Source organism: Azoarcus sp. DD4, from assembly GCF_006496635.1.
GTDB lineage: Bacteria > Pseudomonadota > Gammaproteobacteria > Burkholderiales > Rhodocyclaceae > Azoarcus.
In genome coordinates this window covers 3,768,201-3,783,209 of sequence record NZ_CP022958.1, presented here as the reverse complement: position 1 = coordinate 3,783,209, position 15,009 = coordinate 3,768,201, and the positions used below count along the sequence as shown (strand labels likewise).

Annotated in this window: 18 protein-coding genes and 1 pseudogene; 15 read left to right on the top strand and 4 right to left on the bottom strand. The window is 63.0% G+C overall.

Features of this window, described 5'->3' with window-relative positions:
• Positions 1-239 precede the first annotated feature (239 nt).
• Positions 240-845: a polymer-forming cytoskeletal protein gene (locus CJ010_RS17485; RefSeq protein WP_141019240.1), complete on the top strand. Its 606-nt coding sequence runs from the start codon at positions 240-242 to the stop codon at positions 843-845.
• Positions 846-852: 7 nt separating this feature from the next.
• Here CJ010_RS17485 and CJ010_RS17480 read toward each other — a convergent pair whose 3' ends face one another.
• Together CJ010_RS17480 and CJ010_RS17475 are read right to left on the bottom strand one after the other, a co-directional pair.
• Positions 853-1,500: a lytic transglycosylase domain-containing protein gene (locus CJ010_RS17480; RefSeq protein ID WP_141019239.1), complete on the bottom strand. Its 648-nt coding sequence runs from the start codon at positions 1,498-1,500 to the stop codon at positions 853-855.
• Positions 1,501-1,538: 38 nt separating this feature from the next.
• On the bottom strand, positions 1,539-3,284 hold the full coding sequence (locus tag CJ010_RS17475; protein ID WP_141019238.1) for a proline--tRNA ligase: 1,746 nt from the start codon (positions 3,282-3,284) through the stop codon (positions 1,539-1,541).
• A 161-nt stretch (positions 3,285-3,445) separates the two neighbouring features.
• On the opposite strand from CJ010_RS17475, the gene CJ010_RS17470 reads away from it, so the two are divergent.
• The 7 genes from CJ010_RS17470 to coq7 all read left to right on the top strand — a co-directional run bounded on the left by CJ010_RS17470 (position 3,446) and on the right by coq7 (position 8,510).
• On the top strand, positions 3,446-3,973 hold the full coding sequence (locus CJ010_RS17470; RefSeq protein WP_141019237.1) for an RNA pyrophosphohydrolase: 528 nt from the start codon (positions 3,446-3,448) through the stop codon (positions 3,971-3,973).
• A 176-nt stretch (positions 3,974-4,149) separates the two neighbouring features.
• A complete protein-coding gene (locus CJ010_RS17465) occupies positions 4,150-4,746 on the top strand; it encodes a CBS domain-containing protein (RefSeq protein WP_141019236.1) in 597 nt (198 codons plus the stop codon).
• Positions 4,747-4,910: 164 nt separating this feature from the next.
• A complete protein-coding gene (locus CJ010_RS17460) occupies positions 4,911-5,330 on the top strand; it encodes a rubrerythrin family protein (protein WP_141019235.1) in 420 nt (139 codons plus the stop codon).
• Positions 5,331-5,414: 84 nt separating this feature from the next.
• A complete protein-coding gene (locus CJ010_RS17455) occupies positions 5,415-6,767 on the top strand; it encodes a (Fe-S)-binding protein (protein WP_141019234.1) in 1,353 nt (450 codons plus the stop codon).
• Complete coding sequence (locus CJ010_RS17450) at positions 6,767-7,354, top strand: DUF3501 family protein (protein ID WP_141019233.1); 588 nt, start codon at positions 6,767-6,769, stop codon at positions 7,352-7,354. Before CJ010_RS17455 ends, CJ010_RS17450 begins: the two co-directional genes overlap by 1 nt.
• 20 nt (positions 7,355-7,374) lie before the next feature.
• Positions 7,375-7,887, top strand: a complete 513-nt coding sequence (locus CJ010_RS17445; protein ID WP_141019232.1) for a CNP1-like family protein — start codon at positions 7,375-7,377, stop codon at positions 7,885-7,887.
• A gap of 2 nt (positions 7,888-7,889) precedes the next feature.
• A complete protein-coding gene (coq7, locus tag CJ010_RS17440) occupies positions 7,890-8,510 on the top strand; it encodes a 2-polyprenyl-3-methyl-6-methoxy-1,4-benzoquinone monooxygenase (RefSeq protein WP_141019231.1) in 621 nt (206 codons plus the stop codon).
• 27 nt (positions 8,511-8,537) lie between these two features.
• On the opposite strand, the gene CJ010_RS17435 is transcribed toward coq7, so the two are convergent.
• Entirely contained in the window at positions 8,538-8,957 is a 420-nt protein-coding gene (locus CJ010_RS17435; RefSeq protein ID WP_141019230.1) for an OsmC family protein, read from the bottom strand.
• A 538-nt stretch (positions 8,958-9,495) separates the two neighbouring features.
• Here CJ010_RS17435 and rplM point away from each other — a divergent pair.
• The 5 genes and pseudogenes from rplM to erpA all read left to right on the top strand — a co-directional run bounded on the left by rplM (position 9,496) and on the right by erpA (position 11,473).
• Positions 9,496-9,924: a 50S ribosomal protein L13 gene (gene rplM, locus CJ010_RS17430; protein ID WP_141019229.1), complete on the top strand. Its 429-nt coding sequence runs from the start codon at positions 9,496-9,498 to the stop codon at positions 9,922-9,924.
• Positions 9,925-9,938: 14 nt separating this feature from the next.
• Complete coding sequence (rpsI, locus tag CJ010_RS17425; RefSeq protein ID WP_141019228.1) at positions 9,939-10,331, top strand: 30S ribosomal protein S9; 393 nt, start codon at positions 9,939-9,941, stop codon at positions 10,329-10,331.
• A 143-nt stretch (positions 10,332-10,474) separates the two neighbouring features.
• Positions 10,475-10,660 carry a hypothetical protein gene (locus tag CJ010_RS25485; protein WP_240794393.1) on the top strand — a complete coding sequence of 62 codons (186 nt, stop codon included), beginning with the start codon at positions 10,475-10,477 and terminating at the stop codon, positions 10,658-10,660.
• Positions 10,633-10,991 (top strand): annotated as a pseudogene (locus CJ010_RS25725) (Asd/ArgC dimerization domain-containing protein); the annotation flags it as partial. The gene CJ010_RS25485 and the pseudogene CJ010_RS25725, both read left to right, overlap by 28 nt.
• 131 nt (positions 10,992-11,122) lie before the next feature.
• The gene (gene erpA / locus CJ010_RS17415; protein WP_141019227.1) at positions 11,123-11,473 is read left to right on the top strand and encodes an iron-sulfur cluster insertion protein ErpA; all 351 of its coding nucleotides are present in this window, start codon (positions 11,123-11,125) and stop codon (positions 11,471-11,473) included.
• 62 nt (positions 11,474-11,535) lie between these two features.
• Here the strand turns inward: erpA and CJ010_RS17410 are convergent, their stop codons facing one another.
• Complete coding sequence (locus CJ010_RS17410) at positions 11,536-12,864, bottom strand: M23 family metallopeptidase (protein WP_141019226.1); 1,329 nt, start codon at positions 12,862-12,864, stop codon at positions 11,536-11,538.
• A gap of 79 nt (positions 12,865-12,943) precedes the next feature.
• Here CJ010_RS17410 and tyrS point away from each other — a divergent pair, with 79 nt between their 5' ends.
• Positions 12,944-14,143, top strand: coding sequence for a tyrosine--tRNA ligase (gene tyrS, locus CJ010_RS17405; protein WP_141019225.1), 1,200 nt, complete (start codon positions 12,944-12,946; stop codon positions 14,141-14,143).
• 25 nt (positions 14,144-14,168) lie between these two features.
• Complete coding sequence (gene murI, locus CJ010_RS17400; RefSeq protein WP_141020746.1) at positions 14,169-14,990, top strand: glutamate racemase; 822 nt, start codon at positions 14,169-14,171, stop codon at positions 14,988-14,990.
• Positions 14,991-15,009 lie beyond the last annotated feature (19 nt).

Below are 15,009 nucleotides of genomic sequence, written 5' to 3'. Positions count from 1 at the left end.
CGTCGCCTTTCGGCGACATGAAAAAACAAAATGAAAACAGATGCTTGATGTTCGTGTTCGAGCTACTTGTCGGGCAGCGGCGACAGATCGTGGGCAGCGGTGGCTCAAATTCAAGCCATTTTCTGCAAAATGTTCTTTAGGTGATTGAATAAAAAATGAAAAGTCATGGTTGGCACGGTGCTTGCCATCGACTCACGCGGGCCAGATCCAGCGGCCCGGCTCACATTCAAGGAGAAGATATGTTCAACAAGCCCGCCCTGTTCCCCAAGAACGCCGATACCCTGCAGTCCCGCACCGTTCGCCCGGTTGGGTCGGGTGTGACCGCCAACGGCAACGGTAGCCCGCAAACGCCCACCACGCCTGCGCTGTCGCCGCAGAAGGACAGTCCCCCGGTCACGGCGCCCCTCGCCCAGGCGGAGGCCGCCACGCCGCTGCAGGAAGAGGCGAGCAGCCGCGGCAGCAGCCTGATCGTCGGGCCGGACGTCAAGCTCAAGGGGGCGGAGATTCTCGACTGCGATACGCTGGTGGTCGAAGGTCGCGTCGAGGCCACGATGGACAGCCGTGTCATCAAAATCGCCGAGAACGGGGCATTTTCCGGCACGGTATGTATCGACGTTGCCGAGATCCACGGCAATTTCGACGGCGAGCTGACCGCGCGCGAGCAGCTCATCATTCACGCCACCGGGCGGGTGAGCGGCAAGATCCGCTACGGCAAGATCCTGATCGAAGCCGGCGGCGAGGTTTCCGGCGACGTGCAGTCGTTCTCGGCGAAGAAGGGCGGTCTGGTGCGTGAGGAAAAGCCGGCGCTCGGCGAACCCAAGCCGCTGGCTGCGGTTGCCGGCTGAATACCGGCTAGTTTGCTGCGTTGCGGACCGGTGCGGCAGCCAGCCGCTCCGGCTTCCACGACCAGTCGCGCTCCCAGGCGGTGCGTACCAGGTTGGGGTATTCCGGTTTGCCCAGGCTGCCGTTGTAGCGTCCAAGCGCGCGGAAGAGGTCGCCGCGCTCGATGTCGAGATAGTGGCGCAGGATGGTGCAGCCGTAGCGCAGGTTGGTACGCAGGTGGAAGAGGTTGTCGTCTTCGCGGCCGATCACCTTTATCCAGAACGGCATCACCTGCATGAAGCCGCGGGCCCCGGCACTGGAAATCGCGTACTTGCGGAAGTTGCTTTCTACCTGAACGAGCCCGAGTACCAGTTGCGGATCCAGCCCGGCGCGGGTGGCTTCGTAATGGATGCTGGTGAGCAGTTCGATGCGGTAGTGCTCGTCCGGAATGCGTCGCTGCAGGCGGCGCGACATTTCAGCCAGCCAGCGGACGCGTTCGCCCGCGTCGGTAATCGGCAGGTCGGGTGCGCGTGCGTCGCTGACCGCCGCATGCAGCGCTGCGCGGACGCTGGCCGCCAGCGGTTCGTATTGCTGGGCGCCGCTCCATGCGACGCCGCTCGCCAGCGCGAACAGGCTGGCGAGCGCGAGACGACAGTACGTCGCACGGGAGCGGGGCATGGTCTGCAGGCGCATGCCCGGTTTATACCCGATCCGGATCAGCCGCGCAGGCGCGAAATTACATGCTGTGCGGTTTCTGCCACAGCCAGGCGGATTGCTTCGGCGTCGCGCCGGCCCTGGTACTCGATCACGCCTTCCTTCAGGCCACGGTCGCCGATGGTGACGCGGTGCGGCACGCCGATCAGCTCCCAGTCGGCGAACATCACGCCCGGGCGCTCGTCACGGTCGTCGAGGATGGCATCGATACCGGCTGCGATCAGGGTGTCGTAAAGCTTTTGCGCTTCGTCGCGCACCGCGTCCGACTTGCCCCAGCCCACCGGGCAGATCACCACTTCGAACGGGGCGATCGAGGCCGGCCAGAGGATGCCGCGCTCGTCGTGGTTCTGTTCGATGGCAGCGCCGAGGATGCGGGTGACGCCGATGCCGTAGCAGCCCATCTCGAAGTGCTTGGGCTTGCCGTCGACGTCCAGGAAGGTCGCGTTCATTGCCTTGGAGTACTTGGTGCCGAGGTAGAACACGTGGCCGACCTCGATGCCGCGCTGGATGGCGAGCGTGCCCTTGCCGTCGGGGCTGGGGTCGCCCTCGACCACGTTGCGGATGTCGGCAACGAGATCGGGTTCGGGCAGGTCGCGGCCCCAGTTCGCGCCGGTGTAATGGAAGTCCTCGGCATTTGCGCCGCAGATGAAGTCGGCTATGTTGGCAACGGTGCGGTCGGCGATGACCTTGACCGGCTGCTTGAGGCCGATCGGGCCGAGGTAACCAGGCTTGCAGCCGAAGTGGGCGACGATCTCGTCTTCGGTGGCGAAGCGGAAGCCGGCTTTGAGCCCCTCGATCTTGCCGGCCTTGACCTCGTTGAGCTCGTGGTCGCCACGTACCAGCAGCAGCCAGATGCTGCTCTTCACCACCTTGCCGGCTTCGTCGACGTCGTCGGTGGCCAGCACCAGCGATTTCACCGTGGTGGCGAGCGGCACGCCGAGCAGGGCGGCGACGTCCTCGCAGGTGGACTTGCCCGGGGTCGGCGTCTTCACTAGAGGGGCACTGGCGGCGGCACGGTCGCTCAACAGCGACAGCGCTTCGGCCAGTTCGATGTTGGCGGCGTAGCTGGAGCCGGGGCAGTAGACGATGGCGTCCTCGCCGGTGTCGGCGATGACCTGGAATTCGTGCGAGCGGTCGCCGCCGATGGCGCCGGTGTCGGCCGCCACCGCGCGGTAGGTGAGGCCGAGGCGGTCGAAGATGCGGCTGTAGGCGGCATACATCGCGTCATAGCTCTCACCGGCGGCTTCGGGGCTGCGGTCGAAGGAGTAGGCGTCCTTCATGGTGAATTCGCGGCCGCGCATCACACCGAAGCGCGGGCGGCGCTCGTCGCGGAACTTGGTCTGGATCTGGTAGAAGTTCTTCGGCAGCTGACGGTAGCTCTTCAGTTCCTGGCGGGCGATGTCGGTGACGACCTCTTCGGAGGTCGGCTGCAGCGCGAAGTCGCGTTCGTGGCGATCCTTGAAGCGCAGCATCTCGGGACCCATCTTGTCCCAGCGGCCGGTTTCCTGCCACAGCTCGGATGGCTGCACCAGCGGCATGATCAGTTCGAGCGCACCGGCGCGGTTCATCTCTTCGCGGATGATGTTCTCCACCTTGCGGATGCTGCGCAGGCCCATCGGCAGGTAGTTGTAGATGCCGGCGGCGACCTTGCGGATCATGCCTGCACGCAGCATCAGCTTCTGGCTGATGACTTCCGCATCGGAGGGAGCTTCCTTGAGAGTGGAAATGAAGAACTGGCGGGCGCGCATGCTGGTCTGGACCGTCGGGGAAAAGAGAGAACGCGCGATTCTAGCGCACCGCACCGGCCTCATGCGGCGAGCGAAGCGAGGAACCGGCGGAGGGGCAAGCTTTCCAACCACCGGCAAGTGTGAAAAAATCCGACACAGTTAAAGAAATTTGAAGGTTCATCATGCTCGACCGTGAAGGCTATCGCCCGAACGTCGGCATCATCCTGGTGAACGCGCGCAATGAGGTGTTCTGGGGCAAACGGATCCGCGAACATTCCTGGCAGTTTCCGCAAGGCGGCATCAAGCACGGCGAGTCGCCGGAGCAGGCCATGTATCGGGAACTGTACGAAGAGGTCGGATTACGCCCGGAGCACGTGAAGATCCTCGGTCGCACGCGTGGCTGGTTGAGGTACGACGTTCCCAAGCACTGGATCAGGCGGGAATGGCGCAACACCTATCGCGGGCAGAAGCAGATCTGGTATCTGCTCCGCCTGGTTGGTCGCGATACGGATGTGTGCCTGCGTGCGAGCAATCACCCGGAATTCGATGCCTGGCGCTGGAGTGAGTACTGGGTGCCGCTCGAAGCGGTGATCGAGTTCAAGCGCCAGGTGTATCAACAAGCGCTGACCGAGTTGTCCCGCGTGCTGTTCCGCGCGAAGCCCTGCGAGTTGCCGGAAGGCTATCGGCAGGGCGCACCGTCGCAAGCCTGATTCCGGCGTTCCGTCGATTTTCGCCCCCGTAGCCGCCGGTTACCGGGGCGAACTCCTTTCTGGCTTCCTTGTCTTTCGTCTCGAGCCGGGTGTGTCGGCTTTGTGCCCTTGCATGCGGCTGCGGCTGTCCGGCGATGACCGGACGGTCTTCTCATACAGCAGACGGGAGACTCATCATGCTCAGGGAACGTTTTGCGCCGCTGCCCCAGGTCGATCTGGCCGGGTTTCATTGCGAGCTTGCCGAGGTGGCGCATGAACGGCGCGTGCGCATCGATTCGGCGGCCATGGATGTGATGACGGACCTGAGTCTTATCCCGGCGGCGAGCATCGATGTCGCCACCGCGGCCGACGAGGCGCACCGGGCGATGCAGCTTCGCGGCGTGCGCTTGCTGCTGGTGACTGATTCTTTGCGCGGCGTGGTCGGCGTGGTCACGGCTGCTGACTTTCTCGGCGAGCGCCCGCTGCGGGTGGCGAATGGACGCGGCATCCGGTTCGCCGAGATCAGCGTCGGACAGGTGATGACGGCAATGGACGAAATGGAAGCGATGCGACTGGACGACGTGTTGCGCGCCGAGGTCGGCCACGTGGTTGCGACCTTGCGGCGCTCGGGGCGGCAACATGCGCTGGTGGTCGAGCCGATGGCGGGCGGCCGGCTGCGCATCCGCGGCATCTTTTCCCTGACCCAGATCAGTCGTCAGCTTGGCGAGCCGGTGCCGGCAAGCACCGAGGTCGCGCGCAACTTTGCCGAAATCGAAGCGGCGATCGCGGTCTGACGGGCAGATAGCGCTGGCCCATCGGACGCATAGCCGATCTCAATTTTGGCTAATCCCGGCCGGTTGACTACGCTCAGGACGTGACCACCGCCAACGGTGGCGCGTGTGTCTGGCAGCGGGTTCTTGCTCGCTGGGCCGACCCATAGGACAACAAGGAGAGAGACATGCAACTCAAGGGATCCAAGACCGAGGACAACCTCAAGGCCGCATTTGCCGGCGAGTCCCAGGCCAACCGACGCTATCTCTACTTCGCCGCCAAGGCCGACGTCGAAGGTCAGAACGATGTGGCAGCGGTGTTCCGCTCCACCGCGGAAGGCGAAACCGGTCACGCCCACGGTCACCTCGAATACCTCGAAGCCTGTGGCGATCCGGCCACCGGTCTGCCCATCGGTGCGACGCGGCTGAACCTCGGGGCTGCCATCGCGGGTGAGACCCACGAATACACCGATATGTACCCCGGCATGGCCAAGGTGGCCCGCGACGAAGGCTTCGAGGAGATCTCGGATTGGTTCGAAACGCTGGCCAAGGCCGAGCGCTCCCACGCCAACCGCTTCCAGAAGGCGCTGGACGCCCTGGTCGACTGAAGCCTGGCGACACGGGCGGCAAAGCCGCCCGTCTTCCGTCCGTTGAAGGGGCCGTATCGCGGTCGCGGCAAGGGAGGGCGTGGCATGAACAAGCGTGAAGGCAGTCTGGAGGCGCCGACGCGCCATCCGGTGCGTTGGCAGGACGAGGCCTACTATGATGAAGGCGCCGTCTTCGGCGAACTGGAGCGGGTGTTCGACATCTGCCACGGTTGTCGGCGCTGCGTGAATCTGTGCAACGCCTTCCCGACCCTGTTCGATCTGGTCGATGAGAGTGCCTCGGGCGAGGTGGATGGCGTCGCCAAGCGGGATTACTGGAAGGTGGTGGACCAGTGCTACCTGTGCGATGTCTGCTTCATGACCAAGTGTCCCTACGTGCCGCCGCACGAATGGAACGTCGACTTCCCGCATCTGATGTTGCGGGCCAAGGCCGTCAAGTTCCGCAAGGGCGAGGTCCGGCTGCGCGACCGCATCCTTACCAGTACCGATGCGCTCGGCAAGCTGGCGGCGATTCCGGTGGTAGCCCAGACCGTCAATGCCGCCAACCGCAACGGCACCGCGCGCGGCGTGCTGCAATCGGTGCTGGGGGTGGACAGGCGCCGTGAGCTGCCACCCTACTCGCCGGTCCGCTTTCGTTCCCGGGCGAAGGTCGGCGGCGAATGGCCGGTACGCGATGGCGAGCGCACGCCCGGCAAGGTCGCGATCTTCTCGACCTGCTACGTCAATTTCAACGAGCCGGGCATCGGCCACGACCTTGCCGCGGTGCTGGCGCACAACGAGATCCCGACCGTGCTTGCCGCGCAGGAGTCCTGTTGCGGCATGCCCAAGCTCGAACTGGGCGATCTGGAAGGGGTCGATCGCCTGAAGCGACGCAATATCCCGCAACTCCTCGAGTTGGCGCGCAAAGGGTACGCGATACTCGCGCCGGTGCCGTCCTGCGCGCTGATGTTCAAGCAGGAGTTGCCGCTGATGTATCCCGACGATGCCGATGTGGCCGCCGTGGCTGAGGCGATGTTCGATCCCTTCGAGTACTTCATGCTGCGTCACCGCGATGGCCTGCTCAAGACCGATTTCAAGCGTTCGCTGGGCAAGGTCGCGTATCACATACCTTGCCATGGCCGTGTTCAGAACATCGGACAGAAGACGCGAGAGACCTTGCAGATGGTGCCGGGCACCCAGGTCGCCACGATAGAGCGTTGCGCGGGACACGACGGAACCTGGGGGGTGAAGAAGGAGTATTTCGAGCAGTCGATGAGGATAGGCAAGCCGGTTTTCCGGCAGGCGGTGCAGGCCGAACCGGACTTCATCAGCTCCGACTGCCCGATCGCGGGGCGCCACATCGTGCAAGGCATCCGCGATGGCGGAATGCAGGTGAGCGCGGAGAAGGCGCATCCGCTAACCTTGCTGCGCCTGGCCTACGGACTGGAGGAGCAAGGGTGATGGCGGCGATTACGCGTGAGAGCCTGATGAGCCTGGAAGTCTACGCACGCGAGCGACCGGCCTTTCGCCAGCGGGTGATTGCCCACAAGAAGGCCCGCACCGTGCATCTGGGCGATCACATCACCTTGCTGTTCGAAGACGAACTGACGGTACGCTACCAGATCCAGGAAATGCTGCGCATCGAGCGCACGTTCGAGGAAGAGGGCATTCTCGACGAACTGCATGCCTACAATCCGCTGGTGCCGGACGGACTCAATCTCAAGGCGACCATGCTGATCGAGTTTCCCGACGAGCTCGAGCGGCGCCAGTGGCTGGCGCGTCTGATCGGCGTCGAAGATGCAGTATGGCTGCGCGTCGCCGGCTTCGAGCCGGTGTTCGCCATTGCGGACGAGGACATGCCGCGGGAGAATGCGGAAAAGACGTCTTCGGTCCATTTCCTGCGTTTCGAGCTCGGCGCCGAGCGGGGTCGCGCGCTGATGGGTGGTGCCATGCTCGCGGTCGGCGTATCGCATGATGCCTGCACGGCAGCGCTGGATCCGGTTCCGGAGGCGATACGTTCATCGCTTTGCGGAGATTTGCGCGTTTGAATCAATCATTGCGTTCGCTCATGTCCGGGGGCCTGTTGGCCCTCGTCTGTTTTTCTGCACCCGCTTTCGCGGAGGGCCTGCTGCTCGATGCCGACCCGGAGTGGAAGGAGGGCGAGTACGCGCTGCCGGCGCCGCCGCGCGAGGCTGCGCTCAAGTCCTTTTTTGTCAGCAGCACTTCGCCCAACCGTTTCATGATCGACATCGACACCCTCACCGTCGGCGCAGATGGCGTCATCCGCTACGTGTTGGTGGTGCGGACGCCGGGCGGTGCCGAGAACGTCACCTTCGAGGGCATCCGCTGCACGACCCAGGAGCGGCGCATCTATGCCAGCGCACGCAAGGGCGGTGAGTGGTCGCCGATGAAGCGCAGCGAGTGGGAGCCCATCGTGGACAACACCTACAATCGCCCCCGTGCGGCACTGGCCAAGGAGTACTTCTGCGACGGTCCGGCGCCTGCGCGTGATCGTGCCGAAGTGCTGCGCCGCCTGGAAGGGCAGCTGGATTACACCGATCCGCAGAAGCGAGGAGTCTGATCATGTTGGACAAAGCCATCATCGAGTTCGACAAGGCCCTGCGAACGGTTTTCGCGACCGCGCGCAGTGTACGTCCGGTGCCGGGCGACGAATTGCCCGATGCTCCGCTCGACGACGCGGAGAAGCGCCATGCCGCGGCACTGATGCGGGTCAACCACGTAGGTGAAATCTGCGCCCAGGCCTTGTATCAGGGGCAGGCGATGATGTCGCGCGACCACGGGATCCGTCAGGCGCTACAGCAGGCGTCGCACGAGGAAACCGAGCACCTGGCCTGGACCGAACAACGGATTTCGGAGCTTGGCGGGCGCAAGAGTCTGCTCAATCCGCTGTGGTATGGCGGTGCGCTCGCCATAGGCCTGGTGGCAGGCCGGTTCGGCGATCGCTGGAATCTCGGCTTCCTGGCCGAGACCGAGCGTCAGGTCGAAGCCCACCTCAAGAGTCACCTCGATCGCTTGCCGACGGAAGACCGGAAGTCGCGCGCCATCGTCGATCAGATGAAGGCCGACGAGATCGAGCATGCCGAGACGGCGGTGCGGCTGGGGGGGCGCGAACTCCCCGCGCCGGTGCGGGGCATGATGAAGCTGGCTTCCCGGGTCATGACGACGACCGCCTACCGGATCTGAACGCCGCGCAGGGTACGCCCGGGGGGGTCATTCGGCCTCGACGATCTCCCATTCGTGGGTGATTTCGGCCGTCTTGCCCAGCATGATGGATGCCGAGCAATACTTTTCGGCGGAGAGGTGGATTGCCCGCTCGACTGTTTCAGGCTTCAGGTTCTTGCCGGTGACGGTGTAGTGGAAGCGGATGCGTGTGAACACCTTGGGGTCGGTTTCGGCGCGCTCGGCGTCGAGCCGGACCGTGCAATCCCGCACATCCTGACGGCTGCGCTTGAGGATCAGCACGGTGTCGAACGCGGTGCAGCCGCCCGTGCCGGCAAGCAGCAGTTCCATCGGACGAGGTGCGAGGTTGCGCCCGCCGGCTTCAGGGGCGCCATCCATCGTGAGCAGATGACCGGTGCCGGTTTCGGCCATGAAGGTCATGCCGTCGACCCACTTGACAGTACATTCCATGAACAATTTTCTCCTGATAGGCCGGTCCGTGCTTGGGCGGCGATAAGCGGCGGGATTCTACCGGAGCGCTGCCGCAGGTGGCAGTTGGTGCTGGCTTCGGTTGAATCGAAGTTGGACGCAGCGCAAAACGATGGTGTCGCACGCATGTGTATTTGGCATGTACCATGATGGCCATAGGGATGAGATGTACATGGATATTTAAATAAAAACAACAGCTTAGTAATTGATAAGTCAATTTTATTGGTTCATCAAAACATTTATAGTGCAACGCACAAAAAATCCTTGCCCGGCTCTATCGCTTTCGAGATAATTGTTCTCAGTCGGATCGCAAACGCGCCGCGAAAGCGGCGGATGGTCCAAACGGTGTCTCCTCCACCCTCCTCCTTTGGTGTGGATTTAACGCAGTCCTCAACGGACTGCGTTTTTTTTTCTGAAGTACGTTACTCGCGAGAATTGACACGCGAGTAGTCTCCCATTACTATTTCCAGCTTTCCGTTTGGTGGCCGGCTAGCCAGGCCTGACAAAGATCGAGGTTCGAATGAAGACGTTTTCTGCCAAGCCGCATGAAGTTCAGCGCGACTGGTTCGTTGTCGACGGCACGGACAAAGTGCTTGGCCGGCTTGCCGCCGAAGTTGCCCGCCGTCTGCGTGGCAAGCACAAAGCTATCTACACGCCGCACGTCGACACCGGTGACTACATCGTGGTCGTCAACGTCGAGAAGCTGCGTGTGACCGGTAACAAGGCGCTGGACAAGAAGTACTACCGTCACTCCGGTTACCCGGGCGGTATCTACGAGACCAACTTCACCAAGCTGCAGCAACGCTTCCCCGAGCGGGTGCTCGAGAAAGCCGTGAAGGGCATGCTGCCGAAGGGTCCGCTGGGTTACGCCATGCTGAAGAAGCTGAAGTGCTATGCGGGTGCCGAACATCCGCACGCCGCCCAGCAGCCGAAAGTTCTCGAGATCTGACAGGAGCCGATCAAATGGCTGTGACTTACAACTACGGTACTGGCCGCCGCAAGACTGCGGTTGCCCGTGTGTTCATCAAGCCGGGCTCCGGCAACATCGTCGTCAATGGCAAGCCCGTCGATGAGTTCTTCTCCCGTGAAACCGGCCGCATGATCGTGCGTCAGCCGCTGGTCCTCACTGGCAACGAAGGTCGCTTCGACATCATGGTAAACGTCGTTGGCGGCGGCGAATCCGGCCAGGCGGGTGCCGTGCGTCACGGTATCACCCGTGCCCTGATCGATTACAACGCGGAACTCAAGCCTGATCTGCGTGCCGCCGGTTTCGTGACGCGCGATGCGCGTGAAGTCGAGCGTAAGAAGGTCGGTCTGCGCAAGGCACGTCGCGCCAAGCAGTTCTCGAAGCGCTGATCGCTCTCAAGCTGTATCGAAAGCCGCCCTTCGGGGCGGCTTTTTGCATTGTTGCGGGGCGATTGTCGTAGAGCCGATGTCTGCTGAGCGCGGCACGCCGCGGGGTGACATAATTCGTCGGCCTCGTGGCTCAAGGGGAGGAAATGATCACGGTAGGAGTTGTCGGTGGGACTGGATACACTGGCGTCGAGCTGCTGCGGCCGCTGTCGCGCCATCCGGAAGTCCAGCTGACCGCCATCACCTCGCGTGGCGAGGCTGGTTCGCCAGTTGCCGACATGTATCCCAGTCTCCGTGGGCGTGTGTCGGCCTCACCTTCGTGCCTCACTTGACGCCGATGATCCGGGGTATTCATGCGGTGCTGTATGGCTGCCTAGCCAAGGATGTCGATCTGCAGGCGCTGTACGAGGCCCGCTTTGCCGGCGAACCCTTCGTCGATGTGATGCCGGCCGGCAGTCATCCCGAAACGCGTTCCGTGCGAGCGTCCAATATGTCCCGGATTGCCGTGCGCCGTCAGCAGGGCGGCGGCGTGGTAGGGTAGTAGTGCTGTCGGTTATCGACAACTTGGTGAAGGGTTCGGCCGGTCAGGCCGTCCATAACCTCAACATTATGTTCGGTTTCGAGGAAACGCTGGGTCTGGACATCGTTCCGGTCAGCCCTTGAACTGCTGCTTTCCTTTCTGGCGGGTAATTGGTGCACGCCAAGGGAACTTGCAGCCAGTGGAATGATCCGATTTTGACGTGGCAAGGTGGTTGGCGCATCATCCGCTCATGCCCCCTGACAGAGGAGAGAATATGAACGCAGCAGTTGAAACCCCTGACATCCTGGTCTTTACCGACAACGCGGCCAACAAAGTCCGCGAACTGATCGACGAGGAAGGCAATCCCGCGCTGAAGCTTCGCGTATTCGTTACGGGCGGCGGTTGCTCGGGTTTCCAGTACGGCTTCACGTTTGACGAGGAGGTGAGCGAGGACGACACTGCCTTCGAGAAGAATGGCGTGACCTTGTTGATCGATCCGATGAGCTACCAGTATCTGCTGGGAGCGGAAATCGATTACACCGAAGGGCTGGAAGGCTCGCAGTTCGTCATCCGCAATCCGAATGCGACCAGCACCTGCGGGTGCGGTTCGTCGTTCTCGGTCTGAGAGCGGGAAGTCAAAACGACAAGGGGCGCCTCGGCGCCCCTTGTCGTTTCTGCTGTCTGCCGTCAGCGTGATGCGATGGCGACGGCGGAGTTGTTGAGCAAGGCGAGTCGCTGAAGCAGCGGCTGGGTTGTCGTCTTGAATCTGGCGATTTCCTGCGGGCCGAGCGGATCGGCGGTAGGCAGCGCGATCTTCATCGGGTCTTGCGGAACGTCGTTGACCCGGACCTCGTAATGAAGGTGAGGACCGGTTGCCCAGCCGGTCGAGCCTACGTAGCCGATGATGTCGCCCTGGTCGACCGACATGCCTTTGCGTAGCTTGCCGGCGAAACCATTCAGGTGGGCGTACGCGGTGGCGTACTTGCCACGGTGTCGGAGGACGACGACGTTGCCGTAGCCGCGCTGGGTGCCGACGAAATCGATGACGCCGTCTGAGGTGGCTTTGACCGGTGTGCCGGTCGGAGCGCCGAAATCCACGCCATTATGGCTGCGCCAGCTCTTATGGATGGGATGCAGGCGTTTGCCGAAGTTGGAGGTGACCCGGGAGAATTCCAGCGGCGAGCGCAGGAAGGCCTGCCGCAGGCTGCGGCCGTCCGCCGTGTAGTACTGTTCCTTGCCGTTTGCGCCGGGATAGAGCACCACGACATGGCGTTTCCCTTGGTTGATGAATTCGGCTGCGAGCACTCGACCGGTACGCACCGGGGCGCCTTGGTCGTAGACCATCTCGTACACGACGCTGAACTGGTCGCCCTTGCGTAGATCGGTGTGGAAGTCGATCTCGGTGCCGAAGAGGTCCGCAAGCTTGGTGGCAATGCTGTCCGGCAGGCCGATGGCGTCGGTGGTGCCGAACAGCGAGTGGCGTATGGTGCCCGACCGCATTTCGACGATGGTGGCGAGTGCTTCCGTTTGCTCGGCGCGTACCCGGATGCCCTCGTCGGCGCGTTCAATGGTGAGCCGTTCATTGCCCTGCGCAACAGGCAGGCTGAGCGAGGCGAGCCTGCCGTCCGTGCCTACCAGCGCAGTAACGGAGCGGCCTGCGCGGAGCTGGCGCAAGGCGTTCTTGCCTTCGCTGGATTCGAGCAGGAAGGCGAGGGCTTCGTCGTCACGGATGCCGAGACGGCGAAAGATCGAATGCACCGTATCGCCCGGCTGGATCCGGTCATCATGAACGAAGGGGAGCTCCGCCGCAGTGGCGACGCTGACGTCCGGCGCAGGCAGGTTCTCGATCACCGACCGTGTCGGCACCGGGCCAGCCTCGTAATCAGGCACGACGGCAGTTGCCGCGACCACGCCGAGTAGGGAAGAACCGAGGACGCCGGCAAGCAGCCAGGGCCGCTTGCGGGAGAGGAGCTGGGCCGGTAGATCGGCTAGAATCCTGCTTTTGCTGACCTGCATTGGCTTATTCGGACAAAAAACTTCCGCGAGTCTAACAAAAATTCCCGGGAGCTTCGCGAGTGATTTTGGAGAGATTTTGATGACTGATGTTCAGGCCGCGATCGAGCTGATCAAGCGCGGTGCCGACGAGCTTTTGATCGAATCCGAGCTGGTCGAAAAGCTCAAGTCGGGGCGGCCGCTCAAGGTCAAGGCGGGTTTTGATCCGACCGCGCCCGACCTGCATCTCGGGCACACGGTGCTCATCAACAAGCTGCGGCATTTCCAGGAACTCGGTCACCAGGTGATGTTCCTGATCGGCGATTTCACCGGCATGATCGGTGATCCCAGCGGCAAGAATGCCACCCGTCCGCCGCTGTCGCGGGAGCAGATCATGGAGAACGCCAAGACATACCAGGATCAGGTGTTCAAGATCCTCGACCCGGCCAGGACGGAGATCTGCTTCAACTCCGCCTGGATGGAAGGGATCGGTTCGGCGGGCATGATCCGTCTCGCCGCCCAGCAGACGGTCGCGCGCATGCTGGAGCGTGACGATTTCTCCAAGCGCTACGCCAACAACCAATCCATCGCGATCCACGAATTCCTCTATCCGCTGTGTCAGGGTTACGACTCGGTGGCGATGAAGGCCGACGTCGAGCTGGGCGGCACTGACCAGCGCTTCAACCTGCTGATGGGCCGCGAGCTGCAGAAGCATTACGGCCAGACGCCGCAGTGCGTCCTGATGATGCCGCTGCTCGAAGGGCTGGACGGTGTCAACAAGATGTCCAAGTCCCTCGGCAACTACATCGGCATCGCCGAGCCGGCGAAGGAAATCTTCGGCAAGACGATGTCGGTGTCCGACGATCTGATGTGGCGCTACTACGAGCTGCTGTCCTTCCGCTCGAGCAGCGAGATCGCCCAGCTCCGGCAGGATGTCGAGGGCGGGCGCAATCCGCGCGACGTCAAGGTGATGCTTGCGCTCGAACTCGTTGCCCGTTTCCACGGCCAGACCGCTGCCGATGAGGCGCTGGCCGATTTCGAGGCGCGTTTCCAGCGCAACGCCATCCCGGACGACATGCCGGAGGTACGCGTGAGCGTTGGCGCCGAGGGTCTGCCGGTGTTCCAGGTCGTCAAGCAGGCGGGGCTTACCGGCACCACGTCCGAGGCGATCCGGATGATCGACCAGGGCGCTGTCAGGCTCAACGGCGATCGTGTCGAGGATAAGGGACTGGTGCTTGCCGCCGGCGAGAAGGTGGTGCTGCAGGTCGGCAAGCGAAAGTTTGCTGCGGTCGTGCTGGAATGAGCCCTTGTCTGCCAGTCGGTCGTCGATGAACGTGCAAGCCGGGACTGACGTCTCCCGCCCCATCGGGGTGTTCGATTCGGGCGTGGGCGGCCTGACCGTCGTGAGGGCCCTGATGGAGCGCTTGCCGTTCGAGAACATCGTGTATTTCGGCGACACCGCTCGCGTGCCCTATGGCGTGAAGTCGGTTGCGACCATCGAGCACTTCACCGCGCAGATCACCGATTTCCTGCTGCAGCAGGACGTGAAGATGCTCATCATTGCCTGCAACACCATGGCAGCGGTGGCAGCGCACGTGGTGGCGGCGCGGGCGCGGGGGCTGCCGGTGCTCGATGTGATCGAGGCTGGTGCGCAGGCCGCGGTGGAGGCGTCGCCGGGCGGGCGGATCGGCGTGATCGGTACGCCGACCACCATCAACAGCAATGCTTACGCCCGGCGCATGCATGAACTCGACTCGGGCGTGCGAGTGTACTCGCAGGCCTGTCCGCTCTTCGTGCCCCTGGTCGAGGAGGGCTGGCTGGATCATCCGGTAACGCGGATGACGGCGCAGGAGTACCTGCGCCCGGTGCTGGCGGAGGAGGTCGGCAGCCTGGTGCTGGGATGCACCCACTACCCCCTGCTGAAACCGCTGCTACGCGATGTTGCCGGCCCAGGTGTGAGGTTGATCGATTCGGCCGTCACCACGGCCGAGCTGGCAGCGGAGCGCCTGCGCGAAAGCGGACTGGCCCATGGCGGCAGCCAGCCGGCGAGCTATCGCTATTTCGTTACCGACGTGCCACTGCGCTTCCAGACCATAGGCGAACGTTTTCTGGGCCGTTCGCTCGGTCGGGTGGAGAGAGTCGACTGGTGATGATGCTGCCCTGACGCCG

Bases quoted from the DNA above. Each gene is read 5' to 3' on its own strand.
- CJ010_RS17475 (WP_141019238.1), bottom strand. From the start codon at position 3,284: ATGCGCGCCCGCCAGTTCTTCATTTCCACTCTCAAGGAAGCTCCCTCC.
- erpA (WP_141019227.1), top strand. From the start codon at position 11,123: ATGAACGCAGCAGTTGAAACCCCTGACATCCTGGTCTTTACCGACAAC.
- CJ010_RS17465 (WP_141019236.1), top strand. From the start codon at position 4,150: ATGCTCAGGGAACGTTTTGCGCCGCTGCCCCAGGTCGATCTGGCCGGG.
- rpsI (WP_141019228.1), top strand. From the start codon at position 9,939: ATGGCTGTGACTTACAACTACGGTACTGGCCGCCGCAAGACTGCGGTT.
- CJ010_RS17470 (WP_141019237.1), top strand. From the start codon at position 3,446: ATGCTCGACCGTGAAGGCTATCGCCCGAACGTCGGCATCATCCTGGTG.
- CJ010_RS17410 (WP_141019226.1), bottom strand. From the start codon at position 12,864: ATGCAGGTCAGCAAAAGCAGGATTCTAGCCGATCTACCGGCCCAGCTC.
- coq7 (WP_141019231.1), top strand. From the start codon at position 7,890: ATGTTGGACAAAGCCATCATCGAGTTCGACAAGGCCCTGCGAACGGTT.
- CJ010_RS17450 (WP_141019233.1), top strand. From the start codon at position 6,767: ATGGCGGCGATTACGCGTGAGAGCCTGATGAGCCTGGAAGTCTACGCA.
- CJ010_RS17480 (WP_141019239.1), bottom strand. From the start codon at position 1,500: ATGCCCCGCTCCCGTGCGACGTACTGTCGTCTCGCGCTCGCCAGCCTG.
- rplM (WP_141019229.1), top strand. From the start codon at position 9,496: ATGAAGACGTTTTCTGCCAAGCCGCATGAAGTTCAGCGCGACTGGTTC.
- CJ010_RS17445 (WP_141019232.1), top strand. From the start codon at position 7,375: ATGTCCGGGGGCCTGTTGGCCCTCGTCTGTTTTTCTGCACCCGCTTTC.
- CJ010_RS17460 (WP_141019235.1), top strand. From the start codon at position 4,911: ATGCAACTCAAGGGATCCAAGACCGAGGACAACCTCAAGGCCGCATTT.
- murI (WP_141020746.1), top strand. From the start codon at position 14,169: ATGAACGTGCAAGCCGGGACTGACGTCTCCCGCCCCATCGGGGTGTTC.
- CJ010_RS17455 (WP_141019234.1), top strand. From the start codon at position 5,415: ATGAACAAGCGTGAAGGCAGTCTGGAGGCGCCGACGCGCCATCCGGTG.
- CJ010_RS25485 (WP_240794393.1), top strand. From the start codon at position 10,475: ATGATCACGGTAGGAGTTGTCGGTGGGACTGGATACACTGGCGTCGAG.
- CJ010_RS17485 (WP_141019240.1), top strand. From the start codon at position 240: ATGTTCAACAAGCCCGCCCTGTTCCCCAAGAACGCCGATACCCTGCAG.
- CJ010_RS17435 (WP_141019230.1), bottom strand. From the start codon at position 8,957: ATGGAATGTACTGTCAAGTGGGTCGACGGCATGACCTTCATGGCCGAA.
- tyrS (WP_141019225.1), top strand. From the start codon at position 12,944: ATGACTGATGTTCAGGCCGCGATCGAGCTGATCAAGCGCGGTGCCGAC.